We start from the raw sequence: 24,253 nt of genomic DNA, 5'->3' as shown, positions 1-24,253 counted from the left end.
CGGGCGGCGACATCCCGCCCCGGGCCGGCGCGGCGCGGGCCGTGCCGCGCTCAATCGTCGCGGTGGATGCGCTCCATGCGCTCGTGGCGCTCCTGCGCCTCGATCGAGAGGGTGGCGATCGGCCGCGCCTCCAGGCGCCTGAGGCCGATCGGCTCGCCGGTCTCCTCGCAGTAGCCGTAGGTGCCGTTCTCGATCCGCTCCAGCGCCTGGTCGATCTTGGCGATCAGCTTGCGCGCGCGGTCTCGGGTGCGGAGTTCCAGGGCGCGGTCGGTCTCGACGCTGGCCCGGTCGGTGAGGTCGGGCTCGGCGATCCCGCCCTCGGAAAGACTGGCGAGGGTGTAGCCCGCCTCGCGAAGAAGATCCTGGCGCCAGCGGAGCAGCTTCTGCCGAAAATACTCGAGCTGGCGCGGGTTCATGAACTCTTCGTCTTCACTCGGTCGGTAGTCCGGTGGCAGCGTGACAACGATCATTCGACGATCCCCCGCCCCCGGCGACACCGTGACGGACCGGTTCCGAAGGCGCGCGGACCATACAGTCAGCGCACAGAAGCCGCCAAGGGGGATCCGGAAGCAAACGGTTGATCGCGCGCGCTTTTCAGCCGCACGGCGCGACCGGCCGGAGGGGACGGCGGGCGAGTTCCACCCGGGCGCGCAGGACGATCGCCGCGATCGCCTCCCGTAGCACGGGGTCGGCCGCCTCCTCGGCCCCGGCAAGGGCAGCGAGCTCGGCCAGGCGAGCGGCATCGGCCGCCGCCGCCTCGAGCAGGGCGAGCTGGAGGGCGCGCAGGGCCCCGAGCAGTTCGGCGCCGCGGCGGCGCGCCCGGCGGTCGCGCTCCGCCGCGATGTCGGCGGAGGCCACCGGCGCGACGGCCGCGCCCACCTCCTGCAACGCCAGCAGGGCGGCCGGCCCGCCGATCCCGGCCGCCGCGGCAGGCGCCGCCGGGCGCCGGGCGGACCCGGCGTCGCCGAGGGCCGGCCGGAACGCCGCACCGCCCGGGGCGCGGCCGCGTCCCGGCAGGATGGCCCGCTGCGGCGCCGTGCCGCCCGCTGCGATCGGCGCACCGGCTCCGCGCATGCGCCCCGCCGTATCCATGCTCCTCCTCCTCCATCCGTGCCTTCCTGCCGGTCTGGCGGGCAGGCCTTGCCGGCCCCGGCAGGGTCTTCCCGGCGCGCCCGGGCGTATCGGTGGCATGCGCGTTGCACCGGGTCCCCCGGCTGCCGCCGCCGCTTCGCCCCCGTGCCGCCCGGCGCCGCGGCGCCGGGCGAAAGCGCTGGCGGCAGGAGGAGGGCAGTGTGGCGACAATTGCTTGCGCAAGGACGAAGACGAGACGCCGCGGCGGGGCGAGGCGCGCCCCGGTGCGCCGCCTGTTGGCCACCGTCCTGGCCGCGGCCCTCGGCCTGGCCGGCCCGGCGGAGGCGGTCGAGGTGCGGATCAAGGACATCGCCGACGTCGAGGGGGTGCGCGACAACCAGCTCGTCGGCTACGGCCTGGTGGTCGGCCTGAACGGCACCGGCGACCGCCTGCGCACCGCGATCTTCACCCGCCAGACGCTGATCGGGATGCTGGAGCGGCTCGGCGTTAACACGCGCGACCACGAGGCGCGGCTCGAGACGAAGAACGTCGCGGCGGTGATGGTCACCGCGAACCTGCCCGCCTTCGCCCGGCCGGGCAGCCGGATCGACGTCGCCGTCTCGGCGCTCGGGGACGCGACCAACCTCACCGGCGGGACGCTTCTCGTCACGCCGCTGCTCGGCGCCGACGGAGAGGTCTATGCGGTGGCGCAGGGCACGGTCGCGACCGGGGCGATCGCGGCACGCGGCATCGCCGCCTCGGTCACGCGCGGCGTGCCGACCGCCGGGCGCATCGCCAACGGCGGGATCGTCGAGCGCGAGGTGCCTTACCGCCTCGCCGGGCGCGAGGCGCTGCGCCTCGCCCTGCGCAATCCGGACTTCACCACCGCCCGCCGCATCGCCGCGGCGATCAACCGCGCCGCCGGCGGACCGGTGGCGAACGCGACCGATCCGCGCACGGTGGCGCTGGCGCTCGGCGGGCGCGACCCGGCGTCATTCCTGGCGCAGATCGAGCAGCTTCGGGTGACGCCGGACCAGCCGGCGCGGGTGGTGATCGACGAGGCCTCGGGCACCATCGTGATGGGCGCGGACGTGCGGGTCAGCACCGTCGCGATCGCTCAGGGCAACCTGACGATCCGCATCACCGAGACGCCGGAGGTCGCGCAGCCCCTCCCGTTCGCGCGCGGCGAGACCGTGGTGGTGCCGCGCACCCAGATCGAGGTGGACGACCAGGGCGAGCGGCGGATGGGGGTGCTGCGCGGCGGCGTCACCCTGCAGGAGCTGGTGCGCGGCCTGAACAGCCTCGGCGTCGGGCCACGCGACCTGATCACCATCCTCCAGGCGATCAAGGCGGCAGGCGCGCTGCAGGCGGAGCTCGAGCTGCGATGACGCCAGTGCCGCGGAGCGCCCCGCCCGGCGCCGCCCCGCCTCAGGCGCGACCGCCGGCGACGGAAGAGGCGCTGCGCCGCGCCGCCCGCGCGTTCGAGGCCCAGGCGCTCGGGGCCTTGCTGCAGCCGATCTTCGCGACCGTGGACGCCGCGCGCAGCCCCTTCGGCGGCGGCGCCGGCGAGGCGCAGTGGCGGCCGATGCTGGTCGACGCCTATGCCGCGGCGATCGCGCGGGCGGGCGGCCTCGGCATCGCCGGGATGGTGCAGCGCGCGCTGCTGCGCGCCCAGGAGGATGGCGCGGCGGCAGGGACGCCGCCGCGCGTGCGGGAGGGAGGAGGCACGTGACGGAAGGCCTGATGCTGGCGGGGCGGCGACTCGCCGAGGCGCTGCGGGCGGAGAACGAGGCGCTGGCGGCGCTCGATCTCGGCCGCGCCGCCGCGCTGGCGGCGGCGAAGGTGGAGGCGTGCAACGCCTTTGCGGCGGCGCAGTCGGCCGCCGCGAAGCAGGATGGCGAGGCGTCGGCGGGGCGCAACGCCACGGTCGCCGCGATCCCGCCGGCGGAGGATCGTCGGGCCGCCGAGCAGCTCGCCGCCCTGCTCCAGGCGCTGGGCGCGGAGAACCGGCGTCTGCTGGAGCGTGCCATCACGCTCCAGTCGCGGGTGATCGAGACCATCGCGGGCGTGGCGATCCCGCGTGCCGCCGGGCCAGGCCGCTACGAGGCGCGGGGGACGCCGCGCCGCCCCTCGCCCGGCCAGGGGATCCCGCCGCTCGCGCTCTCGGCGCGGGCGTAGCGGCCGGCGGGGTGGCGGACGCCAGCCCCGTCCTCGCCGGGCCGCGCCCGCCACAACGGCCCCGCCCGGCGGCTGCGGGCGACTCTCGCTCCCGGCCGCTTTCCGCCGTCCGCGATCGGCCCTAGGAGGCGACGACGGCGCGGCCGTTGTCCACCACCTTGGCGTTGCGCGCGCGGACCAAGGCGCGGAAGGACACCACCTCCCCCTCGCGCCACATCTCGACCGAGATGGTCTCGCCGGGGATGACGGGGGCCGAGAAACGGAGGTCGAAGCCGCGCAGCCGCGCCGGATCGTAGCCGCAGTAGCTGCGCAGCACGGCGTGGGCGCAGACGCCGTAGGTGCAGAGGCCGTGCAGGATCGGCCGCTCGAACCCGGCGCGGCGCGCCGTGGCGGGGTCGGAGTGCAGCGGGTTGAGGTCGCCGTTCAGGCGGTAGAGCAGCGCCTGGTTGGGAAAGGTGGGGAGGTCGCAGACCGCGTCGGGGGCGCGGCCCTCCGGGATGCGGTGCGGCGTGCGCGGCGCCTCCGAACTGCCGCCGAAGCCGCCGTCGGCGCGGGCGAAGGTGCTGCTCCAGAGGCGGGCGATCGGCGCGCCAGACGCGTCGTCGCTCAGCGTGCTCTCGACGTAGATGACCGCGCCCTTGCCCGGCCCCTTGTCCACCACGGCGCTGACCCGCGCCGCGCTGCGCACCCGCCCCGCCGGGGCGAGGGGGCGCAGCAGCTCCAGCCCCTGCTCGCCGTGCACGACCATGGTGCGGTTGATCCCGCTGCGCGGATCGGCCGAGATCGAGGGCGGGCGCGCCAGCACCACGGCCATGGTCGGGAAGGCGAGCAGGTCCTTCTCGATGGTGACGAAGCGGAGCTGGCCCGCGTCCATCGGGTCGGCGCCGAGGCCGATGCCGAGGTTGTAGATGGTAGTGTCGCGCTCGTTGTAGGCCTGGACGGTCTCCTCGAAGCGCCAGTCGAGCAGGCGTTGCGGATCGATCATGGACATCCTCCGTGGCTGTCGGACGGGGCGAGCTTCGTCCGGCCGCGCCGTCGCGTCGAGCCCCCGCCCGCGCTTGACCGCGCCCGACCCCGCGCCCAGCCTCCCGCCCGCACCGCATCGCATCCGGGGAGATGACCATGGACGACCTGAAGGTGATCCGCGTCGCCATCGAGGACCACGTCGCGGTGGTGACGATGGACAACCCGCCGGTCAACGCGCAGGACCGCCGATTCAACGAGGAGGTCGCGCTCGCCTTCGACCGCCTGTCGGAGATGGACGAGGTGCGCTGCGCGGTGCTGACCGGCGCGGGCCGCGTCTTCTCCGCCGGCGCCGACATCAAGGCGCGCGTCGCCATGGCGGCCGAGCGCCGGCCCGGCGACGGGCTGCAGCACCTGCGCCGCGCGCGCGAGTGCTACCACTCCGTCTACGAGTGCCGGAAGCCGGTCGTGGCGGCGATCAACGGTCCGGCGCTCGGCGCCGGCCTCGCCCTCGCCGCCTCCTGCGACATCCTGGTCTGCTCGGAGAACGCGGTGCTCGGCCTGCCGGAGGTGGATGTCGGCCTGCTCGGCGGCGGGCGCCATGCGATGCGGCTGTTCGGCCACTCCCTGACGCGGCGGATGATGCTGACGGGCTACCGGGTGCCGGGGCCGGAGCTCTACCGCCTCGGCGTGGTCGAGGCCTGCGTGCCGCAGGATCGGCTGATGGAGGTGGCGATGGACCTGGCGCGCCAGGTCGCCTCCAAGAGCCCGGTCGCCACGCGGCTCGCCAAGCACGGGCTGAACGCGATCGAGTGGTCGAGCCTGCGCGACGGCTACCGCTTCGAGCAGGAGATGACCGCCGAACTCGGCAAGTACGAGGACTCGAAGGAAGCGATGCGCGCCTTTCTCGAGAAGCGCCCGCCGGTGTTCAAGGGGCGCTAGCGCCGATCGCCGGGACTGGCGGCCGGGAGCGGGGAACGCCCGCGGCCGACGGGCCAGGGCCGTTGCGGCGGACGCGGCCCGGCGAAGGCGGCGCCGGGCGCCGCCCCGGCTCACGCCAGCCGGGCCCGGTCCACCACGTCGGCCCGCCGGGCGGAGAGCCGGATCAGCCCCTGCTGCTCCAGCGCCGCGAGGGCGCGGGAGAGCGTCTCCGGCGTCATCCCGAGCCGGGCGGCGATCGCCGCGCGCGGCTCGGGCAGCTCGGCCGCGCCGGCGCCGGCCGCCTCCGGCACGCGGCGCGCGAGGAAGCGAGCCACCCGCCGCTCCGCCGGGCGGAGCTTCAGGTCCACCACCTGGTCCACCATCAGGCGCCAGTGGCGCGACAGCAGCTCGATCGTCGCCCGGGCCAGCGCGGGGTCCTGCGCGATACCCTCGCGGAAGGTCTCGGCCGGGATCATCAGCACGCGGACATCGGTCAGCGCCAGGCCGGAGGCGAGGTAGGGCAGGCTCAGCACCGCGGCCGGGACGAGGAACAGCTCGCCGGGGCCGAAGATCTCGACACAGGTGGCCGTGCCGCCCTCCGCCTCGGCCTTGAGGCCGACGCTGCCGGCGAGCAGCAGGTGCACGAAGTCCGGCAGCTCGTTCTGGTCGAACAGGATGGCGCCGCGCGGCAACTGCTGGGTGAAGCTCGGCCGCAGGAGCCGCGCCATCGCCGCCTCGCCGGCGGTGGCGAAGAAGGGGCTGCGGCGCAGCAGCTCGAGATTCGGGGTTCGGCTGGTGGTCGGCACGGCACCCTCCGTCTTCGGGCGTCGTATCGCATGCAGGATAGGCATTTTCCTTTGATTTGAATCAAGAAAAAACGCGGCTTCGATCGGGGTCAGCCTTGCGTTGGCTCGGCTTGCGTCGGATTTTCCTCGCGACCCCCACGCCAATGTTGATGTGAATCAACCGATCGGCCGGTCGTGAGGGGGAGAAGTCGCGTGCCTCGAGAAGCCCGGAGGGGGACGATGGACGCGACGGCTGGAAGCGGAGCGGCGGTGCCGGCGGACGGCGACCGGTCCCGCGCCCTGTGGGCGAGCACGGTGGCCTTCACCGTCTGCTTCGCCGTCTGGACGATCTTTTCCATCATCGGCGTGCAGATAAAGGCGGACCTGGACCTGAACGACACCCAGTTCGGCCTCCTGGTCGGCACGCCGATCCTGACGGGCAGCCTGATCCGCCTGGTGCTCGGCATCTGGGCCGACCAGTACGGCGGCCGGATCGTCTACACGGGCGTGATGGTGGCGGCGGCCGTCGCCACCTATCTGCTCACCTACGCCTACGACTACCCGACCTTCCTGCTCGCCGCGCTCGGCGTCGGCATCGCCGGCGGCTCCTTCGCCGTCGGCATCGCCTACGTCTCGAAGTGGTTCCCGAAGGAGAAGCAGGGCACGGCGCTCGGCATCTTCGGGGCGGGCAACGTCGGCGCGGCGGTGACGAAGTTCCTCGCGCCGGTGGTGATGGTGGCGTTCGGCTGGAAGGCGGTGGCGGAGCTCTGGGCGCTCGGGCTGCTGGTGACGGCGGTGGTGTTCTACCTCGTCACCAAGGACGACCCGGACCTCGCGGCGCGGCGCGCGCGGGGCGCGAAGCCGGAGCCGTTCTCGGCGATGATGGCGCCGCTCGCCAACCTCCAGGTCTGGCGCTTCAGCCTCTACTACTTCTTCGTCTTCGGCGGCTTCGTCGCGCTCGCGCTGTGGCTGCCGCGCTACTACGTCGGCGTGTACGGCCTCGACATCGTGACGGCGGGCCTGCTCGGCGCGGCCTATTCGGTGCCGGGCTCGATCTTCCGCATCCTCGGCGGCACGCTGTCCGACAAGTACGGCGCGCGGAAGGTGATGTACTGGACCTTCATCGGCTCCCTCGTCTGCACCTTCCTGCTCAGCTATCCGGCGACGCGCTACGTGGTCCAGGGCATCGAGGGGCCGATCGAGTTCACCCTCGCCCTCGGCTTCATCCCCTTCACGGTGCTGACCTTCGCGCTCGGCTTCTTCATGAGCCTCGGCAAGGCGGCCGTGTACAAGCACATCCCGGTCTACTACCCGAACCGCGTCGGCGCCGTCGGCGGCATCGTCGGGCTGATCGGCGGCCTCGGCGGCTTCGTCCTGCCGATCGCCTTCGGCGCGATGAACGACCTGATCGGCGTCTGGACCTCCTGCTTCATGCTGCTGTTCGCGATCGTGGCGGTGAGCCTGGCGTGGATGCACTTCGCGATCCGGCGGATGGAGCTGCGCGAGGTGCCGGCGCTCGGCGCGCCGCGCGACCTGCCCGAGCTGGAGGCGCTGCGCGCCGCGGCGATCGCCGCCGCGGCGGCGGCGAAGCAGGCTGCGGACGCGGCGGAACAGGCGGCGAGCGCGGCGCGGCGCGCGGCCGCCCGCGGCGGCAACGGGAAGGGCGCGGAGCACGCCGCGCTCCATCCCGCCGGGCGGTGAACGGGGCAACGGAGAGGCACGCACGTCATGGCCACCATCCTCGCCCCCGACGCCGCCGCCCCCGCCAAGCCGCGGAGCGCGAGCTGGCTCTCCCGCTGGGAGCCCGAGGACCCCGCCTTCTGGGAGGCGGAGGGCAGGGCCCGGGCCTGGAAGACGCTGGCGATCACCACCGCCAGCCTGACCATGGCCTTCATCGTCTGGTTCGTGGTCAGCGCGCTGGTGGTGCGCCTGCCGCAGATCGGCTTCCAGCTCACCACCGGGCAGCTCTTCTGGCTGGCGGCGATGCCGGGCCTCGCCGGCGGAACGCTGCGCCTGGTCCACACCTTCCTCACCCCGATCTACGGCACGCGCGCGGTGGTGACATGGTCCACCGCCTCGCTGCTGGTGCCCGCGCTCGGCTGGGCGGTCGCCGTGCAGAACCCCGCGACGCCCTACTGGGTGCTCATGGTCCTCGCCTTCCTGGCCGGGCTCGGCGGCGGGAACTTCTCCTCCTTCATGCCCTCCACCAGCCTGTTCTTCCCCAAGCGCCTGCAGGGCACGGCGCTGGCGATCCAGGCGGGGGTCGGGAATTTCGGCGTCTCCGTCGTGCAGTTCGTCACGCCCTGGATCATCGGCGTCGCCCTGTTCGGCAGCCTCGCCGGCTCGCCGCAGGTGCTGACGCTCGGCGGCGTCCAGAAGACGGTGTGGCTGCAGAACGCGACGCTGGTCTACGTGCCGCTGATCGCGCTCTGCGCGCTGCTCGCCTGGGCCATGCTGCGGAGCGTGCCGATCACGGCCAACATCCGCGAGCAGTTCGACATCTTCGGCAACGGCCACACCTGGGTCATGACCTCGCTCTACATCATGACCTTCGGCTGCTTCAGCGGCCTCGCGGCGACCTTCCCGCTGCTGATCAAGCAGATCTACGGCGCCCTGCCGGGCGCGCCGGACCCGCTCGCCTACGCGTTCTACGGGCCGCTCGTCGGATCGGTGGCGCGCGTGGCGGCCGGCCCGGTCTGCGACCGGCTCGGTGGCGGGCGGGTGACGCACTGGGCCGGGCTCGGCATGGTCGCCTGCGCGCTCGCGGTGCCGTTCTTCACCTCGGCCGCGTCGCTCGAGGCCTTCCCCTGGTTCGTGGCGGCGATGCTCGGCCTGTTCTTCTTCGCCGGCGTCGGCAACGCCTCCACCTTCAAGCAGATGCCGATGATCTTCCCGCCGCGCCAGGCGGGCGGCGTCATCGGCTTCACCGCGGCGGTCGCCGCCTACGGGCCGTTCCTCTTCGGCCTGCTGTTCGGCTGGGCCTTCGGCGCCTTCGGCGGACCGAACGTCGTCTTCTACGGCCTCGCCGGCTTCTTCCTGATCAACGTCGCGCTGAACTGGTGGCTCTACGCCCGTCGCGGCGCGAAGACCCCCTGCTGAGGGCCCCGCAGATGTCGCACTTCCTCGATCGCCTCGCCTTCTTCAAGCGCCACGTCGAGCCCTTCGCGGGCGGGCACGGCAGCGTCACCAACGAGCCGCGCGGCTGGGAGGACGCCTACCGGCAGCGCTGGGCCCACGACAAGATCGTGCGCTCCACCCACGGGGTGAACTGCACCGGCTCGTGCTCCTGGAAGATCTACGTCAAGGGCGGCGTGGTGACGTGGGAGACGCAGCAGACCGACTATCCCCGCACGCGGCCCGGCCTGCCGAACCACGAGCCGCGCGGCTGCGGGCGCGGCGCGACCTATTCCTGGTACCTCTACAGCGCCAACCGGCTGAAGCACCCGATGATGCGCAAGCGCCTGCTGCGGCTGTGGCGGGCGGCGAAGGCGCAGCACCCCGACCCGGTGCGCGCCTGGGAGAGCATCCAGTCCGACGAGGCGAAGCGCCGCGAGTACCAGCAGGTGCGCGGCATGGGCGGCTTCGTGCGCGTCTCCTGGGAGGAGGCGGAGGAGCTGATCGCCGCCGCCAACGTGTACACGGCGAAGACGCACGGGCCCGACCGCATCATCGGCTTCTCGCCGATCCCGGCGATGAGCATGGTCAGCTACGCCGCGGGCAGCCGCTACCTCTCCCTAATCGGCGGCGTCTGCATGAGCTTCTACGACTGGTACTGCGACCTGCCCCCGTCCTCCCCGCAGACCTGGGGCGAGCAGACCGACGTGCCGGAGAGCGCGGACTGGTACAACGCCGGCTTCCTGATGATGTGGGGCTCGAACGTGCCGCAGACGCGCACGCCCGACGCCCACTTCATGACCGAGGCGCGCTACCGCGGCACCAAGACCGTCGTCGTCACGCCCGACTACTCGGAGGCCTCGAAGTTCGCCGACCTCTGGCTGCACCCGAAGCAGGGCACGGACGCGGCGCTGGCGCTCGCCATGGGCCACGTGATCCTGAAGGAGTGGCACCTCGCCGGCCGCTCCGACTACTTCGCCGACTACTGCCGCCGCTACACCGACCTGCCGATGCTCGTGCTGCTCGAGCCGCGCGACGGCGTGCAGGCGATGGGGCGCCAGCTCCGCGCCGGCGACCTGCCGGACGCGCTCGGCGAGACGAACAACCCCGAGTGGAAGACGGTGGCAGTGGACGACGCCACCGGCCGGCTCTACTGCCCGACTGGCTCGATCGGCTTCCGCTGGGGCGAGCAGGGCAAGTGGAACCTCGAGGGGCGCGACTCCCGCACGCTCGAGGTCACGACGCCGCGCCTGACGCTGCTCGGCGACGGCGGCGAGACGGCGGAGGTCGCCTTCCCCTACTTCGGCGGCCGCGCGCCGGAGTTCTTCAACCCCTCCGCCCACGACGAGGTGCTGGTCCGGCGCGTCCCCGCCATGCGGGTGCGCCTCAAGGACGGCAGCGAGCGCCTGGTCGCCACCGCCTACGACCTGTTCGTCGCCAACTACGGCGTCGAGCGCGGCTTCGGCGACTGCGCGGCGAGCTACGACGACGACGCGCCCTACACCCCGGCCTGGGCGGAGAAGGTGTGCGGCGTGCCGCGCGCGCACATCGTCGCCACCGCGCGCGAGTTCGCCGCGAACGCGCACCGCACGCAGGGCAAGTCCATGGTGATCCTCGGCGCCGCGGTGAACCACTGGTACCACGGCGACATGATCTACCGCGGCATCATCAACCTGCTGGCGATGTGCGGCTGCATCGGCCAGTCGGGCGGCGGCTGGTCGCACTACGTCGGCCAGGAGAAGCTGCGTCCTCAGACCGGCTGGGTGCCGCTCGCCTTCGCCACCGACTGGCACCGCCCGCCGCGGCAGATGAACTCGACGAGCTTCTGGTACGCGCACACCGACCAGTGGCGCTACGAGAAGCTGCGGGTCGAGGAGCTGCTCTCGCCGACCGCGCCGCAGGCGCTCAAGGGCGCGCTGATCGACTTCAACGTGCGCGCCGAGCGGATGGGATGGCTGCCCTCCGCGCCGCAGCTCCAGGTTAACCCGCTGCGCATCGCGGAGATGGCGAAGGCGGCGGGCGAGGCCCCGGCGGCCTTCGTCGCGCGCTCCCTCGCCGAGGGCACGCTGCGCATGAGCTGCGAGGACCCCGACCATCCGGACAACTGGCCGCGCAACCTGTTCGTCTGGCGCTCCAACCTGCTCGGCTCCTCCGGCAAGGGGCACGAGTACTTCCTCAAGCACCTGCTCGGCACGGTGCACGGCGTGCAGGGCAAGGACCTCGGCGAGCAGGGCGGCGCGAAGCCGGAGGAGGTCGCCTGGCGCGACCCGGCGCCGGAGGGCAAGCTCGACCTGCTGGTCACGCTCGACTTCCGCATGAGCACGACCTGCATGTACTCCGACGTCGTGCTGCCGACCGCGACCTGGTACGAGAAGCACGACCTCAACACCTCCGACATGCACCCGTTCATCCATCCGCTCTCGGCGGCGGTGGACCCGGCCTGGGAAGCGCGCACGGACTGGGCGATCTTCAAGGGCATCGCCCGGCGCTTCAGCGAGCTCTGCGACGGGCACCTCGGCGTCGAGACCGACGTCGTGCTCTCGCCGCTGATGCACGACACGCCGCAGGAGCTGGCGCAGAACGCGGTGCGGGAGTGGAAGCGCGGCGAGTGCGATCCGGTCCCCGGCAAGACCATGCCGGCGGTGGCCGCGATCGAGCGCGACTACCCGCGCACCTACGCGCGCTACACCGCGCTCGGCCCGCTGATGGACAAGGTGGGCAACGGCGGCAAGGGCATCGCCTGGAAGACCGAGCACGAGGTCGAGTTCCTGGCGCAGCTCAACGGCACCGCCGTCGTCCCGGGCGTCGAGGGCCGGCGGCCGCGGATCGAGACCGACATCGACGCCGCCGAGGTGATCCTCGCCCTCGCCCCCGAGACCAACGGCCACGTCGCGGTCAAGGCCTGGGCGGCGCTGTCGCAGAACACCGGCCGCGACCACGTCCACCTCGCCAGGGGCAAGGAGCACGAGGCGATCCGCTTCCGCGACGTGCAGGCGCAGCCGCGCAAGATCATCTCCTCGCCGATCTGGTCGGGCCTGGAGAGCGAGGAGGTCTGCTACAACGCGGGCTACACCAACGTTCACGAGCTGATCCCGTGGCGGACGCTGTCCGGCCGGCAGCAGCTCTACCAGGACCATCCCTGGATGCTGGCCTTCGGCGAGCAGCTCTGCGTCTACAAGCCGCCGGTGGACCTGAAGGCGCACCAGGCGATGGTCGGGCGCGTGCCGAACGGCAACAAGGAGCTGGTGCTGAACTTCATCACCCCCCACCAGAAGTGGGGCATCCACAGCACCTACTCCGACAACCTGATCATGCTGACGCTGAACCGCGGCGGTCCCGTGGTCTGGATCAGCGAGACCGACGCGGCGAAGGCGGGCATCGAGGACAACGACTGGATCGAGGCCTTCAACCTCAACGGCGCGCTCACCGCGCGCGCCGTGGTCAGCCAGCGCGTGCCGGAGGGGATGATCCTGATGTACCACGCGCAGGAGAAGATCGTGAACACGCCGGGGTCGGAGGTGATGCGGACCCGCGGCGGCATCCACAACAGCGTCACCCGCGCGGTGCTGAAGCCGACGCACATGATCGGCGGCTACGCGCAGCTCTCCTACGGCTTCAACTACCACGGCACCATCGGCACCAACCGCGACGAGTTCGTCGTGGTGCGCAAGATGGCGAAGGTGGACTGGATGGACGAACCGGCGGCGTCCGACCAGGCCGCCCCGGCCGCGGCCGCGGAATAAGGAGCGACGACGATGAAGGTCCGCGCCCAGATCGCGATGGTGCTGAACCTCGACAAGTGCATCGGCTGCCATACCTGCTCGATCACCTGCAAGCAGGTCTGGACCAGCCGCGAGGGCGTCGAGTACGCCTGGTTCAACAACGTCGAGACCAAGCCCGGCATCGGCTACCCGAAGGACTGGGAGAACCAGGACCGCTGGATGGGCGGCTGGCGGCGCAAGCGCAACGGCAGGATCGAGCCGCGCATCGGCGGCCGCCTGCGCGTGCTGGCGAAGATCTTCGCCAACCCCGACATGCCGGAGATCGACGACTACTACGAGCCCTTCACCTTCGACTACGAGAACCTGCACAACGCGCCCGAGTCGAGGGCGATGCCGACCGCCCGCCCGGTCAGCCTGATCACCGGCGAGCGGATGGAGAAGATCGAGTGGGGCCCGAACTGGGAGGAGATCCTCGGCACCGAGTTCCGCAAGCGCTCGCGCGACCGCAACTTCGAGGCCGTGCAGAAGGAGATCTACGGCCAGTTCGAGCACACCTTCATGATGTACCTGCCCAGGCTGTGCGAGCACTGCCTCAACCCGGCCTGCGTCGCCGCCTGCCCGTCGGGCTCGATCTACAAGCGCGAGGAGGACGGCATCGTCCTCATCGACCAGGACAAGTGCCGCGGCTGGCGCATGTGCGTCTCCGCCTGCCCCTACAAGAAGATCTACTACAACTGGCAGTCGGGGAAGGCGGAGAAGTGCACCTTCTGCTTCCCCCGCATCGAGGCGGGCGAGCCGACCGTGTGCTCGGAGACCTGCGTCGGCCGCATCCGCTACCTCGGCGTGATGCTCTACGATGCCGACCGCATCGCGCAGGCGGCGAGCGTCGAGAACGAGCAGCACCTCTACCGCGCCCAGCTCGACATCTTCCTCGACCCGAGCGACCCGGCGGTGATCGCGCAGGCGCGCGCCGACGGCGTGCCGGAGCTGTGGCTCGAGGCCGCGCGCCGCTCGCCGGTCTACAAGATGGCGATCGAGTGGGGCGTGGCCTTCCCGCTCCACCCCGAGTACCGCACCCTGCCGATGGTCTGGTACGTGCCGCCGCTCTCGCCGATCCAGGGCGCGCACCAGGCCGGCCACATCGGCTGGGACGAGGAGAGCGGCCTGCCGGACGTGAAGTCGCTGCGCATCCCGGTCCGCTACCTCGCCAACCTCCTCACCGCCGGCGCCGAGGCGCCGGTGGTGCTGGCGCTGCAGCGCATGATGGCGATGCGCATCCACATGCGCGCCCGCACCGTCGAGGGGCGGATCGAGGCCGATGTGCTGAAGCAGGTCGGCCTCAGCCTCGAGCAGGTTGAGGAGATGTACCGGCTGATGGCGATCGCCGACTACGAGGACCGCTTCGTCATCCCGACGACGCACCGCGAGTACGCGGAGAACGCCTTCGACCTGAAGTCCGCCTGCGGCTTCACCTTCGGCAACGGCTGCTCGACCGGCGGCTCCACCAGCGCGAACCTGTTCTCGACCAGGCCGGCCTCCGCCGGCCTGCAGTCGCCGCGGGTGGAGATCCGGCGCGTGCCCGCGGCGGGCGGCGCGCAGCCCGCACCGGCGCGCCCGGCCGCCCGCGCCGCCGCGCCGCCGGCGAAGCAGGCGGAGGAGGTGTGACCGCCATGCGCCTCTCCCTCCGCGCCCTCGCCGCGCTCCTTGCCTACCCGACGGAGGAACTGCGGGTGGCGCTGCCCGAGGTGCGGGCGGCGCTCGCCGCCGATCCGGCGCTGGCGCCCGCGATGCCGGACCTCGACCGCCTCCTCGCGGAGCTTGGCGCCGGCGACCTGCTCGACCTGCAGGAGGCCTATGTGGGCTTGTTCGACCGCACGCGCGGCCTCTGCCTCAACCTGTTCGAGCACGTCCACGGCGTTTCGCGCGAGCGCGGGCCCGCCATGGTCGAGCTTGCCGGCATCTACGCCGCGGCGGGCCTCGCGCCCGCGGCGGGCGAGCTGCCGGACTACCTGCCGATGCTGCTGGAGTTCGCGGCGGTCGAGCCCGCGCGCGGGGCCGAGCTGCTCGGCAACGCCGCGCCGGTGCTCGACCTGCTGCACGGCCGCCTTCTCGCCCGCGGCAGCGCCTATGCCGCGGTGCTCCGCGCCGCGCTGCTTGTCGCCGGCGCCAGGCCCGGCGCCGTGCCCCTCTCCGACGCGCCCGACCCGACGCCGGAGGAACTCGACGCCGCCTACGCCGAGGCCCCCGTGGTCTTCGGCCCCGGCGCCGACGCGGAGGCCGAGTGCGGCGGCGCCGCGCTGGCGGCGAAGCTGCGCGCCGCCCGCCGCAACCCCGATCCGATGCCAACGCGCCGCCCCGCGCTCCGCCGCGTCGCGACGCTCAGCGGAGGCTGATTCCCGCCATGTCCGACTTCCTGCACCACCTCGCCTTCGGCATCTATCCCTACATCGCGCTCGCCGTATTCCTGCTCGGCAGCCTCGTGCGCTTCGAGCGCGAGCAGTACTCCTGGCGCAGCGGCTCCTCGCAGCTCCTGCGCGCGCGCCAGCTCCGCATCGGCAGCAACCTGTTCCACATCGGCATCCTGTTCCTGCTGGTCGGCCACACGGTCGGGCTGCTGACGCCGAAGGCGATCTACGGCCTCGTCATCACCCCGGCGCAGAAGCAGATGCTCGCCATCGTCTCGGGCGGCGCGGCGGGGATCATCTGCTTCGTCGGGCTGACGATGCTGCTGCACCGCCGGCTCTACGACCCGCGCATCCGCAAGACTTCCAGCGTGATGGACATCGCCATCCTCGGGCTGCTCTGGCTGCAGCTCGTGCTCGGCCTGGCGACGATCCCCTTCTCGCTGGCGCACCGTGACGGCTCGGTGATGACGCAGCTCTCGCTCTGGGCGCAGCACATCCTCACCTTCCAGGCCGACGCGGCGTCCTACCTCGTGGGCGTCGGCTGGGTGTTCAAGGCGCACATCCTGCTCGGGCTGACGCTGTTCGTGGTCTTCCCCTTCTCGCGCCTGGTGCACATCTGGTCGGCTCCGGTCGGCTACCTGGTCCGCCCCTACCAGATCGTCCGCCGGCGCGGCGGCGCCCGCACGGCCTGAGGGGAGCGCGCGCGATGATCCGCGTGGACGGCGTCGAGATCCCGGAGCGGAGCATCGCCGCCGAGATGCAGCACCACCCCGCGGCGTCGCGCGAGGCCGCATACCACGCGGCGGCGCAGGCGCTGGTGGTGCGCCAGCTCCTGCTCGCCGAGGCCGCGCGGCGCGGCTTCGACGGCGCGGAGGAGGAGGCGGTCGGCCGCCTCCTCGCCGCCGAGATCACGGTGCCGGAGGCGGACGAGGCGACCTGCCGCCGCTGGTTCGAGGCCAACCGCGACCGGTTCCGCGCACCCGAGGCCTGGCACGCGCAGCACCTCCTGATCGCCGCCGACCCCGAGGACGAGGCCGCGCGCCGCGCCGCCGAGGCCGAGGCGACGGCGCTGCTCGCCGAGGTCCTGGCCGACCCGGAGCGCCTCGCGCCCCTCGCCCGGGAACGCTCCGCCTGCCCCTCGCGCGCGCAGGGGGGCGACCTCGGCCTGATCGAGCCCGGCACCACGGTGCCGGAATTCGAGGCCGCCCTGCGCGCCCTCGCGCCGGGCGAGGTGCACCCGGCCCCGGTCGCGACGCGCTTCGGCTTCCACCTCCTGCGCCTGCTGCGCCACGAGCCCGGGCGCGACCTGCCCTTCGAGGCCGTCGCGCCGCGGATCGCCGCCTGGCTGCGCGAGGCGAGCTGGCGCCGCGCCGTCCATCAGTACGTCGGCATCCTGGCCGGCCGCGCCCGGATCGAGGGCTTCGCCCTCGACGGCGCCGCCACCGACGGGCCCCTCGTCCAGTAGAGGACGCCGTGCCATGCCCCCCGACGACGCGCCCCCCACCGCGTCCGGCGCCGACGTGGCGCCGATCCAGGCGGCGCTGCTCGACGATCCCCTCGCCTTCCTGAGCGCCGAGCACGCGCGCCAGACCGCGCTGCTCGGCCACCTCGAGCGCGTCGCGCGGGAGCCCCAGGCGCGCGCCGCGCGCGGCATCGCCGTCGTGCTGCTGCGCTGGCTGACGCGGGAACTGCCGCTGCACGTCGCCGACGAGGAGCGCTCGCTGTACCCTCGGCTCGCCGCCTTCGACGAGGCCGGCGTGCTCGACGAGCTGCGCGAGGAGCACCGGCGCGACCGCCGGCTCATCGCCGACATCGCCTCCGGCCTGCGCCGCATCGCCAGGGGCGGCGTGCCGGAGCCGGGATTCGCCGAGGCGGCGCGGGAGTTCGTCGCCGGCCACCGCAAGCACCTCGCCCACGAGGAGACGGTGCTGACTCCCCTCGCCCGGCGCTGGCTCGGGCCGGAGGCGATGGCCGCGCTGGCCGCCGAGATGGTCGCCCGACGGCAGCAGCAGCCCTGAAGGGACTTGGCGCGCGCATGGACGGGTCCGCCCACGGAACCGCCGACGGCGCCCTGCGCCGCATGGTGGAAGGCTTCGAACGCTTCCGCCGGCGCCACTTCGAGACCGACGCCGACCTCTACGACACGCTCCTGCGCGACGGGCAGCGGCCGGAGGTGATGGTGATCGCCTGTTCCGACAGCCGCACCGATCCCGCCATCATCACCGGCGCCGCGCCGGGCGAACTCTTCGTGGTCCGCAACGTCGCCGCGCTGGTTCCGCCCTACGAGGAGGACCGGCGCCCGCACGGGACCGCGGCCGCGATCGAGTTCGGCGTCGTCGGCCTCGGCGTCCGCCACATCGTCGTGCTCGGCCACTCCTTCTGCGCCGGCGTCCGCTGCCTGGTCGAGCACGACCACGCGGCGCAGCGCTTCGCCTTCGTTTCCGACTGGGTCGCGGTCGCCGCCGAGGTGCGCGAGGAGATGGAGGGCCTGGTCACCGAGGCCGACCGCGCGCTCGTCGGGCGCCTCGCCGAGCAGGCCGCGGTGCTGGCGAGCCTGCGTCACCTCGCCACCTATCCGTTCGTGGCGGAACGCGCCGCCGACGGGCGCCTCGACCTGCACGGCTGGTACTTCCACTTCGGCTGGGGCGTGCTGCTGGCCGCCGGCGGTCCGCGCGGCCCCTTCCGCCAGCTCGATGCCGGCACGCCGATCCCGCCCGCCATCGGGCGGCAGGCGGGCGCCGCCACCCTGACCGCCGGCTGAGGTTCCGCCCCGATGGATGCGACCGCTGCCTCCAACCCCCGTCCCCGCACGCGCCTCGCGCTGTTCGGGCAGGGATTCCGCCCGTTCTTCCTGCTCGCCGGCCTCGTCGCGGTGGCGGTGATCGCGGCCTGGGTCGCCGCGCTGCATGGCGCCGGCCTTCCCGAGGGACCGCTGCCGCTCGCGCACTGGCACGCGCACGAGATGCTGGCCGGATTCGTCGGCGCGGCGATCTCGGGCTTCCTCCTCACCGCCGTGCCGAACTGGACCGCGCGCCCGGCCTATGGCGGCGCACCGCTCGCGCTGCCGGTGGCGCTGTTCGTGCTCGCGCGCCTCGCGCTCGCGCCGGGCTCGCCGGCGCCGGTCGGCCTCGCCGCCACCCTCGCCCTGCTGCCGCTGCCGGCGCTGCTGCTGACCGTCCTGCCGGCCCTGGTGCGATCCGGCAGGGCGCGCCTGTTCGGCCCGCCCGCGGTGGTCCTCGGCTTCTGGATCGGCGACCTGCTGATGCTCGGGGACGCGGCGGGCTGGTTCCGGGACACCTGGGAGGCAGGCGAGCACCTGATGCTGAACCTCGCCCTCCTCCTGGTCGGGCTCATCGGCGGGCGCATCGTGCCGTCCTTTACGGTGAACGCGCTGCGCAGGCAGGGGCGCGACGCGACGCTGCGGCCGATCCCCGGCGTGGACGCCGGCGCCGTTCTGGCGCTGCTCGCCGTCGCGCTGGTGGACCTGGTGGCCAGGGAGACGACGCTCGCCGGGATCGCCGCCGCCGCCGCCGCGCTGCTCGCGCTGCTCCGCCTGTCGCGTTGGCACGGGCTGGCGACGCTCGGCGATCCGATCCTCTGGGTACTGCATCTCGCCTACCTGTTCATCCCGATCGCGCTGGGGCTGAAGGCGCTCCACCTGCTCGCCGGCGCGGACTGGGCGGCGAACTGGCTCCACGTGCAGGCGATCGGCGCGATCGCCCTGATGATCCTCGCGGTGATGACCCGCGCGACGCTCGGCCACACCGGGCGCGCGTTGCGCGCGCCGCCCTCCGCGGTGCTCGGCTACGTGCTGCTGCCGCTCGCGGCGCTCGCGCGCGCCTTCGGCCCGCTTGTCCTGCCGGGCAGCGCCGGCCTGGCGCTGGCCGGCGCGCTGTGGCTCGCCGCCTTCGCCCTGTTCCTGTGGGGCTTCGCGCCGATCCTGATCGCCCCGCGGGCCGACGGGAAGCCCGGCTGATCCCGCGGCGTCGCACCCCCGCCAGCAGAAGGAATCCGCGATGCAGAACCGCACCTCCCTGCCCGCCGCCGCCGCCCAGGTCGCGCAGGCCTATCCCGAGCTCTACCGCGCCTACTCCGCGCTCGGCGCCGCCTGCGCCGCGAGCGGCCCGATCGAGGCGAAGGCGCGGCGCCTGGTGAAGCTCGCCCTCGCCATCGGCGCCGGGTCGGAGGGCGGCGTGCACTCGCACTGCCGCCGCGGCCTGGAGGAGGGTCTCGCGCCGGAGGCGCTGCGCCAGGTCGCGCTGCTCGCCATCCCGACGCTCGGCTTCCCGCGCGCCGTGGCGGCGCTGACCTGGATCGAGGACGTGATCGGCAGGCCCGGACACCCGCCGACCACGACGGCCTGAGGCCCCGCCCCCTCCGGGGCGGTCCGTTGCGCCACGCGCGGGCACGGCTTAAGCCGTCCCTCCGACGACAAGCGGAGGGATCGGCGCGATGCGGCTCTACAGGCTTCCCCGCGCGGAGCGGATCGACGACCTCACCCTGACCGAGGCGGAGACGCCGCGCCCGGCGCGCGGCCAGGTCCTCGTGCGCATGCGCGCGGCCTCGCTCAACTACCGCGACCTGATGGTCGCGACCGGGCGCTACGGCCGCGGCGCCGGCGTGAAGCCGGGCCTGGTGCCGCTTTCCGACGGCGCCGGCGAGGTGGTCGGGATCGGGCCCGACGTCACCCGCTTCGCCCCCGGCGACCGCGTCGCCGGCCTGTTCATGCCGCGCTGGCTCGGCGGCGAGATCACCGAGGAGGCCGCGGCGGTCGCGCTCGGCGGCGGCACGACGGACGGCGTGCTGGCGGAGCACGTGCTGTTCGAGCAGGACGCGCTGGTCCGGCTGCCCGACCACCTCTCCTTCGAGGCCGGCGCCACGCTGCCCTGCGCCGCCGTCACCGCCTGGAACGCGCTCTATGGCGGGCCGCGGCCGCTGCAGCCGGGCGAGACGGTGCTGCTGCTCGGCACCGGCGGGGTGTCCATCTTCGCGCTGCAATTCGCCCGTGCCGGCGGGGCGCGGCCGATCGTGATCTCCTCGAGCGACGGCAAGCTCGCCCGCGCGACCGAGCTCGGCGCCGCGGCCGGCGTGAACTACCGCGCCCATCCGGAATGGCAGGACCGCGTGCTGGAGCTGACGGCGGGGCGCGGCGTGGACCATGTCGTCGAGGTGGGCGGCCCCGGCACCCTGCCGCGCTCGATCCGCGCCGCGCGCCTCGGCGGGCAGATCCACCAGATCGGCGCGGCGCTGGCCGGCGCCGGCGGGCAGATAGACCCGGCGCCGCTGATGCGCCGGAACATCCTCTTCCGCGGCATCTACGTCGGCTCGCGGGCGATGTTCGAGGCGATGAACCGGGCCATCGCGCTGCACGCGATCCAGCCGGTGATCGACCGCGTCTTCCCCTTCGAGGCGGCGCGCGACGCCTACCGCCACCTGGAGAGCCAGGCGCATCTCGGCAAGGTGGTGATCCGGATCGCCTGACCCGCGCCTGCCCCGGCACCACGGCCTCCCGGACGGCATGCACGCGCCTGCCGCGCACGAGGACGGGCTGCCGCCGGCGCAGCGGCGCCGGGCGGTGGCGTCGGTGCTGCTGGTCATCGGCATCTCCGTCCTGCTCGCCGCGCAGGTGAACGTCGCGCTGCCCGGGATCGCGCGCGACCTCGCGGCCGAGCCGGCGACGGCGGTGTGGATCGTCAACGCCTACCAGCTCGCCGTGGTCGCGACGCTGCTGCCCTTCGCCGCGCTCGGCGACCGCGTCGGGCACCGGCGCGTCTTCCTCGCCGGCACTGCGGTGTTCGGCCTCGCCTCCGCCGCCTGCGCCCTGGCGCCGTCGCTGCCGGTGCTGATCGCGGCCCGGCTGGCGCAGGGGCTGGGCGGCGCGGCGGCGATGAGCGTGCAGCCGGCGCTGCTGCGCTTCAGCTATCCGCACGCCCAGCTCGGCCGCGCCATCGGCAACACCGCGATGGTGGTCGCGATCTCCACCGCGGCGGGGCCGAGCGTCGCGGCGGCGGTGCTGGCGGTGGCCGACTGGCCGTGGATGTTCGCGGCGAACCTGCCGCTGGCGCTGCTCGGCCTCGCGCTCGCCGCGCCGAGCCTGCCGCGCGACGCGGCGACGCGCAGCGCGCTGGGCGGCCGCTTCGATGCGCTCGCCGCGGCGCTGAACGCCGCCGCGTTCGGCCTCGTCTTCGTCGGGCTCTACGGGCTCGCCGCGCGCCCCGTGCTCGGCCTGCTCGCGCTGTGCGGCGGCATCGCGGCCGGAGTGGCGCTGGTGCGGCGCGAACACGGCGCGCCGGCGCCGCTGCTGCCGCTCGACCTGCTGCGGGTGCGGGTGATCGGCCTCGCCGTGTCCGCCTCGGTCTGCAACTTCGCCGCCCAGATGATGGCCTTCATCGCCCTGCCCTTCCTGCTCCAGCACGACCTCGGGCGCGACCAGGTGGAGACCGGGCTGCTGATCACGCCCTGGGCGATCGCGGTGGCGGTGATGGCGCCGCTCGCCGGGCGGCTGTCGGACCGCTTCTCCACCGCGACGCTGTGCGCGATCGGCGGCGCGCTGACGGCGGTGGGGCTCGCGCTGCTCGCGGCGATGCCGCGGACGGTCGGGGTCGCCGGCTTCATCGCGCTGGTGGCGCTCTGCGGCGTCGGCTTCGGGCTGTTCCAGACGCCCAACAACCGTGCGATGCTCGGCGCCGCGCCGCGGGCGCGCAGCGGCGGCGCGGGCGGGCTGCAGGGGACGGCGCGGCTGAGCGGGCAGACGCTCGGCTCGACCCTGGTCGCGCTGACCTTCCTCGCCGCGCCGCAGGTCGCCCCGGCCGCGGCGCTCGCGTTCGGCGCGGCATTCGGCCTGGCGGGCGGCGGGGTGAGCCTCGCCCGGCGGCGGCACGGCCGCGACGGCGAACGGGGCTGACCCCGACGCGCGCAACGGCAGGGCGGCATCCGCTGCGGCGCGACCGGACCGCCCGCGCTGAGGGTCGCGACAAGGCCGCGCCGGCCGGCGCGCTCCCGATGGCGGCCGGCTGGGCTCGGCGAACGGGGAAACCGGGGAACCGGGGCAGGGTTGCGTCATCGGCTGCGACATCGCGCCGCCGCGGCGAAGGAGGCCAGCCATGCTCAGCTGGGCGGCAATCGCCCTCGTCGTCGCCATCGTCGCCGGCGCGCTCGGCTTCGCCGGCATCGCCGCGGCCGCCAGCCTGGTGGCGCGGGTCCTGTTCGGCGTGTTCCTCGTCATCGCCGCGCTGCTGTTCGTGGTCGCCCTGATGGCGAACGCGGCGGTCGCCTGAGCACCGCGACATCGCCGGCGTGCCGGAGTCACGCGACCGGGAGGCAGGCCGCCTGCCTGATGCGCGCGCGGCAGAAACCCGGGGCCGCGTGGCGGCCTTGAGTCGCGATCAACCCACGACAGGGGAGCAGGCGCAAATGGCCTCCGAACTCAGCGGACGCAGCGTCGCCGTGCTGGCAACGGACGGGGTCGAGCAGGTGGAGCTCACGCAGCCGGTCAAGGCGCTCCGGGACGCCGGCGCGCAGGTGCACGTCGTCTCGCCCAGGTCGGGCACGATCCAGGGCTGGAACCATCACGACCGCGGCGATCCCATCCCCGTGGACCAGCCGCTCGGCCAGGCGAACCCGGAACGCTACGACGCGCTGGTGCTCCCGGGCGGCGTGATCAACCCCGATCAGCTCCGCACGGACCCGAAGGCGGTGCAGTTCGTCCGCCACTTCGTCGAGACCGGCAAGCCGATCGCCGCCATCTGCCACGGCCCCTGGATGCTGATCGAGGCCGACGGGGTGCGTGGCCGGCGCGTCACCTCCTGGCCCTCGCTGCGGACCGATCTCCGCAACGCGGGCGCCCGATGGGTGGACGAGGAGGTGGTGACCGACCAGGGCATCGTCACCAGCCGAAGCCCGAAGGACTTGCCGGCCTTCTGCCGCAAGATGGTCGAGGAGTTCCGCGAGGGCGCGCACGCCGCCCGCCGGCAGGACGCCGGCGCCGCCAACGACGCGGCGCGGACGGCGGGGCGACCGACCGGCGGCGCACACCGCGCGGCGCGGCCGTGAACCGTCCCCGGCGTGCCGCGTTCGAGCGGCGTGACCCCGCGCCGCCCGGGCCGCGATGCGGGAGGGGGGAGGATGGAATGGCGACCACCGGACTCGAGGTCTTCGACAAGACGCTCCAGACGACGCATGTCTGGCTCGGCGAGATCGAGGCGCGGATCGGCCCCGACCGCCACCTCGCCTGGCGGGTGCTCGGCGCCGTGCTCCACACGCTGCGCGACCGCGTGCCGCTGGAGCTCGCGGCGCATGTCGGGGCGCAGCTCCCGCTGCTTGTCCGTGGCCTCTATTACGAGGGCTTCGAGCCGACGCGGCAGCCGGACCGGGTGCGGACCCTGGAGGGCTTCCTGGCGCAGGTCGAGGCCGGCCTTCGCGCCACCCGGCCGGTGGCGCCGCGCGATGCGGCGCAGGCCGTGTTCCGCGTCCTCGCCCACCACATGGACCCGGGGCAGGTCGGCAAGCTGGTGCAGGCCCTGCCGCAGCCGGTGCGCGACCTGTGGACCGAGGTCGCGGCCGTCACCCTGCCCACGGAGGCGGCGGCGCGGCCCTCGCCGGGTCGCGGCGGCATCGCCTGAGCGACCGGCTCCCATGCCGGGAGTGGGCGCGGGCCGTGCGGTCCGGATGGCCCTGGCGATCTCCCGGGCCCGGAATGGGGCCTTCGCCTCGGTCCCGTCGCTGTCGGCAGGCGCCGGGCCCTCCCGCGCTGCGCGGCGGCCCGAAGGCGACCGAAACCCGCCAAGGCCGCGCGGGACGGGCGGCCCGCGCCCGCGCGAGAGAACCGGTCCGCCGTGGCAGCCCGACCCCTCGCGCAGCGGTCGGCCGCGCCCGGGGCTCCCGGCCCGGCAGCGCCGCAAGGCGGATGCCCGGGCCGCGATTCCTGCCGGGCAGCCTCGTTCCCTCCGGCGCTCCGCGTTGCGCAACGAGCGCCGCAGCGGCGAGGCCGCCGGCCCGCACCGGCGAGCAGGGGATCATACGCACGGCACCTGAGTCTGGCTCGTGGGGGATTCCGGCTTGGCTGTGATGGTGATTCGCTGTCTTCGCTGAGGAG

Annotated in this window: 24 protein-coding genes; 20 read left to right on the top strand and 4 right to left on the bottom strand. The window is 73.8% G+C overall.

What is annotated here, in order from left to right:
• Window positions 1-50: 50 nt before the first annotated feature.
• Window positions 51-470, bottom strand: a complete 420-nt coding sequence (gene dksA, locus IEX99_RS07475) for an RNA polymerase-binding protein DksA (protein ID WP_188899410.1) — start codon at window positions 468-470, stop codon at window positions 51-53.
• Window positions 471-594: 124 nt separating this feature from the next.
• Entirely contained in the window at window positions 595-1,074 is a 480-nt protein-coding gene (locus IEX99_RS07470; RefSeq protein WP_188899409.1) for a flagellar assembly protein FliX, read from the bottom strand.
• A 281-nt stretch (window positions 1,075-1,355) separates the two neighbouring features.
• On the opposite strand from IEX99_RS07470, the gene IEX99_RS07465 reads away from it, so the two are divergent.
• From IEX99_RS07465 to IEX99_RS07455, 3 genes are read left to right on the top strand one after another with little or no spacing between them, the layout of a single operon-like run.
• Window positions 1,356-2,459: a flagellar basal body P-ring protein FlgI gene (locus tag IEX99_RS07465; protein WP_188899408.1), complete on the top strand. Its 1,104-nt coding sequence runs from the start codon at window positions 1,356-1,358 to the stop codon at window positions 2,457-2,459.
• Window positions 2,456-2,803 carry a rod-binding protein gene (locus tag IEX99_RS07460; protein WP_188899407.1) on the top strand — a complete coding sequence of 116 codons (348 nt, stop codon included), beginning with the start codon at window positions 2,456-2,458 and terminating at the stop codon, window positions 2,801-2,803. The genes IEX99_RS07465 and IEX99_RS07460 overlap by 4 nt, the downstream gene beginning before the upstream one ends.
• On the top strand, window positions 2,800-3,249 hold the full coding sequence (locus IEX99_RS07455; RefSeq protein ID WP_188899406.1) for a hypothetical protein: 450 nt from the start codon (window positions 2,800-2,802) through the stop codon (window positions 3,247-3,249). Before IEX99_RS07460 ends, IEX99_RS07455 begins: the two co-directional genes overlap by 4 nt.
• A 121-nt stretch (window positions 3,250-3,370) precedes the next feature.
• Here the strand turns inward: IEX99_RS07455 and IEX99_RS07450 are convergent, their stop codons facing one another.
• Entirely contained in the window at window positions 3,371-4,234 is an 864-nt protein-coding gene (locus IEX99_RS07450; RefSeq protein ID WP_188899405.1) for a MaoC/PaaZ C-terminal domain-containing protein, read from the bottom strand.
• Between the two features lie 137 nt (window positions 4,235-4,371).
• Between IEX99_RS07450 and IEX99_RS07445 the strand changes: the two genes are divergently transcribed.
• Complete coding sequence (locus IEX99_RS07445) at window positions 4,372-5,154, top strand: enoyl-CoA hydratase/isomerase family protein (protein ID WP_188899404.1); 783 nt, start codon at window positions 4,372-4,374, stop codon at window positions 5,152-5,154.
• 110 nt (window positions 5,155-5,264) lie between these two features.
• Here IEX99_RS07445 and IEX99_RS07440 read toward each other — a convergent pair whose 3' ends face one another.
• A complete protein-coding gene (locus tag IEX99_RS07440) occupies window positions 5,265-5,939 on the bottom strand; it encodes a helix-turn-helix domain-containing protein (protein ID WP_188899403.1) in 675 nt (224 codons plus the stop codon).
• A gap of 219 nt (window positions 5,940-6,158) precedes the next feature.
• Between IEX99_RS07440 and IEX99_RS07435 the strand changes: the two genes are divergently transcribed.
• The 16 genes from IEX99_RS07435 (at window position 6,159) to IEX99_RS07360 (ending at window position 23,780) form a co-directional block, all read left to right on the top strand.
• The gene (locus IEX99_RS07435) at window positions 6,159-7,619 is read left to right on the top strand and encodes an MFS transporter (RefSeq protein ID WP_188899402.1); all 1,461 of its coding nucleotides are present in this window, start codon (window positions 6,159-6,161) and stop codon (window positions 7,617-7,619) included.
• Window positions 7,620-7,646: 27 nt separating this feature from the next.
• The gene (locus IEX99_RS07430; RefSeq protein ID WP_188899401.1) at window positions 7,647-9,017 is read left to right on the top strand and encodes an MFS transporter; all 1,371 of its coding nucleotides are present in this window, start codon (window positions 7,647-7,649) and stop codon (window positions 9,015-9,017) included.
• A gap of 11 nt (window positions 9,018-9,028) precedes the next feature.
• Complete coding sequence (locus IEX99_RS07425) at window positions 9,029-12,775, top strand: nitrate reductase subunit alpha (RefSeq protein ID WP_188899400.1); 3,747 nt, start codon at window positions 9,029-9,031, stop codon at window positions 12,773-12,775.
• 12 nt (window positions 12,776-12,787) lie between these two features.
• The gene (gene narH / locus IEX99_RS07420) at window positions 12,788-14,419 is read left to right on the top strand and encodes a nitrate reductase subunit beta (protein ID WP_188899399.1); all 1,632 of its coding nucleotides are present in this window, start codon (window positions 12,788-12,790) and stop codon (window positions 14,417-14,419) included.
• A gap of 5 nt (window positions 14,420-14,424) precedes the next feature.
• Complete coding sequence (gene narJ / locus IEX99_RS07415; protein ID WP_188899398.1) at window positions 14,425-15,147, top strand: nitrate reductase molybdenum cofactor assembly chaperone; 723 nt, start codon at window positions 14,425-14,427, stop codon at window positions 15,145-15,147.
• A gap of 8 nt (window positions 15,148-15,155) precedes the next feature.
• On the top strand, window positions 15,156-15,851 hold the full coding sequence (gene narI / locus IEX99_RS07410) for a respiratory nitrate reductase subunit gamma (protein ID WP_188899397.1): 696 nt from the start codon (window positions 15,156-15,158) through the stop codon (window positions 15,849-15,851).
• A gap of 14 nt (window positions 15,852-15,865) precedes the next feature.
• Entirely contained in the window at window positions 15,866-16,624 is a 759-nt protein-coding gene (locus tag IEX99_RS07405; protein WP_188899396.1) for a peptidylprolyl isomerase, read from the top strand.
• 13 nt (window positions 16,625-16,637) lie between these two features.
• Window positions 16,638-17,177 carry a hemerythrin domain-containing protein gene (locus IEX99_RS07400; RefSeq protein WP_188899395.1) on the top strand — a complete coding sequence of 180 codons (540 nt, stop codon included), beginning with the start codon at window positions 16,638-16,640 and terminating at the stop codon, window positions 17,175-17,177.
• Between the two features lie 17 nt (window positions 17,178-17,194).
• On the top strand, window positions 17,195-17,920 hold the full coding sequence (locus tag IEX99_RS07395; RefSeq protein WP_188899394.1) for a carbonic anhydrase: 726 nt from the start codon (window positions 17,195-17,197) through the stop codon (window positions 17,918-17,920).
• A gap of 12 nt (window positions 17,921-17,932) precedes the next feature.
• Window positions 17,933-19,135, top strand: a complete 1,203-nt coding sequence (locus tag IEX99_RS07390; RefSeq protein WP_188899393.1) for an NnrS family protein — start codon at window positions 17,933-17,935, stop codon at window positions 19,133-19,135.
• 40 nt (window positions 19,136-19,175) lie between these two features.
• Entirely contained in the window at window positions 19,176-19,523 is a 348-nt protein-coding gene (locus IEX99_RS07385) for a carboxymuconolactone decarboxylase family protein (protein WP_188899392.1), read from the top strand.
• Between the two features lie 88 nt (window positions 19,524-19,611).
• Entirely contained in the window at window positions 19,612-20,640 is a 1,029-nt protein-coding gene (locus IEX99_RS07380) for a zinc-dependent alcohol dehydrogenase family protein (RefSeq protein WP_188899391.1), read from the top strand.
• Window positions 20,641-20,677: 37 nt separating this feature from the next.
• Window positions 20,678-22,063, top strand: coding sequence for an MFS transporter (locus IEX99_RS07375; protein ID WP_188899390.1), 1,386 nt, complete (start codon window positions 20,678-20,680; stop codon window positions 22,061-22,063).
• A 199-nt stretch (window positions 22,064-22,262) separates the two neighbouring features.
• Entirely contained in the window at window positions 22,263-22,436 is a 174-nt protein-coding gene (locus IEX99_RS07370; RefSeq protein ID WP_188899389.1) for a DUF1328 domain-containing protein, read from the top strand.
• 136 nt (window positions 22,437-22,572) lie between these two features.
• Entirely contained in the window at window positions 22,573-23,211 is a 639-nt protein-coding gene (locus IEX99_RS07365; RefSeq protein WP_188899388.1) for a type 1 glutamine amidotransferase domain-containing protein, read from the top strand.
• 77 nt (window positions 23,212-23,288) lie between these two features.
• A complete protein-coding gene (locus tag IEX99_RS07360; RefSeq protein ID WP_188899387.1) occupies window positions 23,289-23,780 on the top strand; it encodes a DUF2267 domain-containing protein in 492 nt (163 codons plus the stop codon).
• Window positions 23,781-24,253 lie beyond the last annotated feature (473 nt).

The sequence above is a fragment of the Caldovatus sediminis genome (assembly GCF_014644455.1).
Lineage (GTDB): Bacteria > Pseudomonadota > Alphaproteobacteria > Acetobacterales > Acetobacteraceae > Caldovatus > Caldovatus sediminis.
Note: the sequence above shows the minus strand (reverse complement) of the source record. Positions and strands in the feature narration are given on the sequence as shown.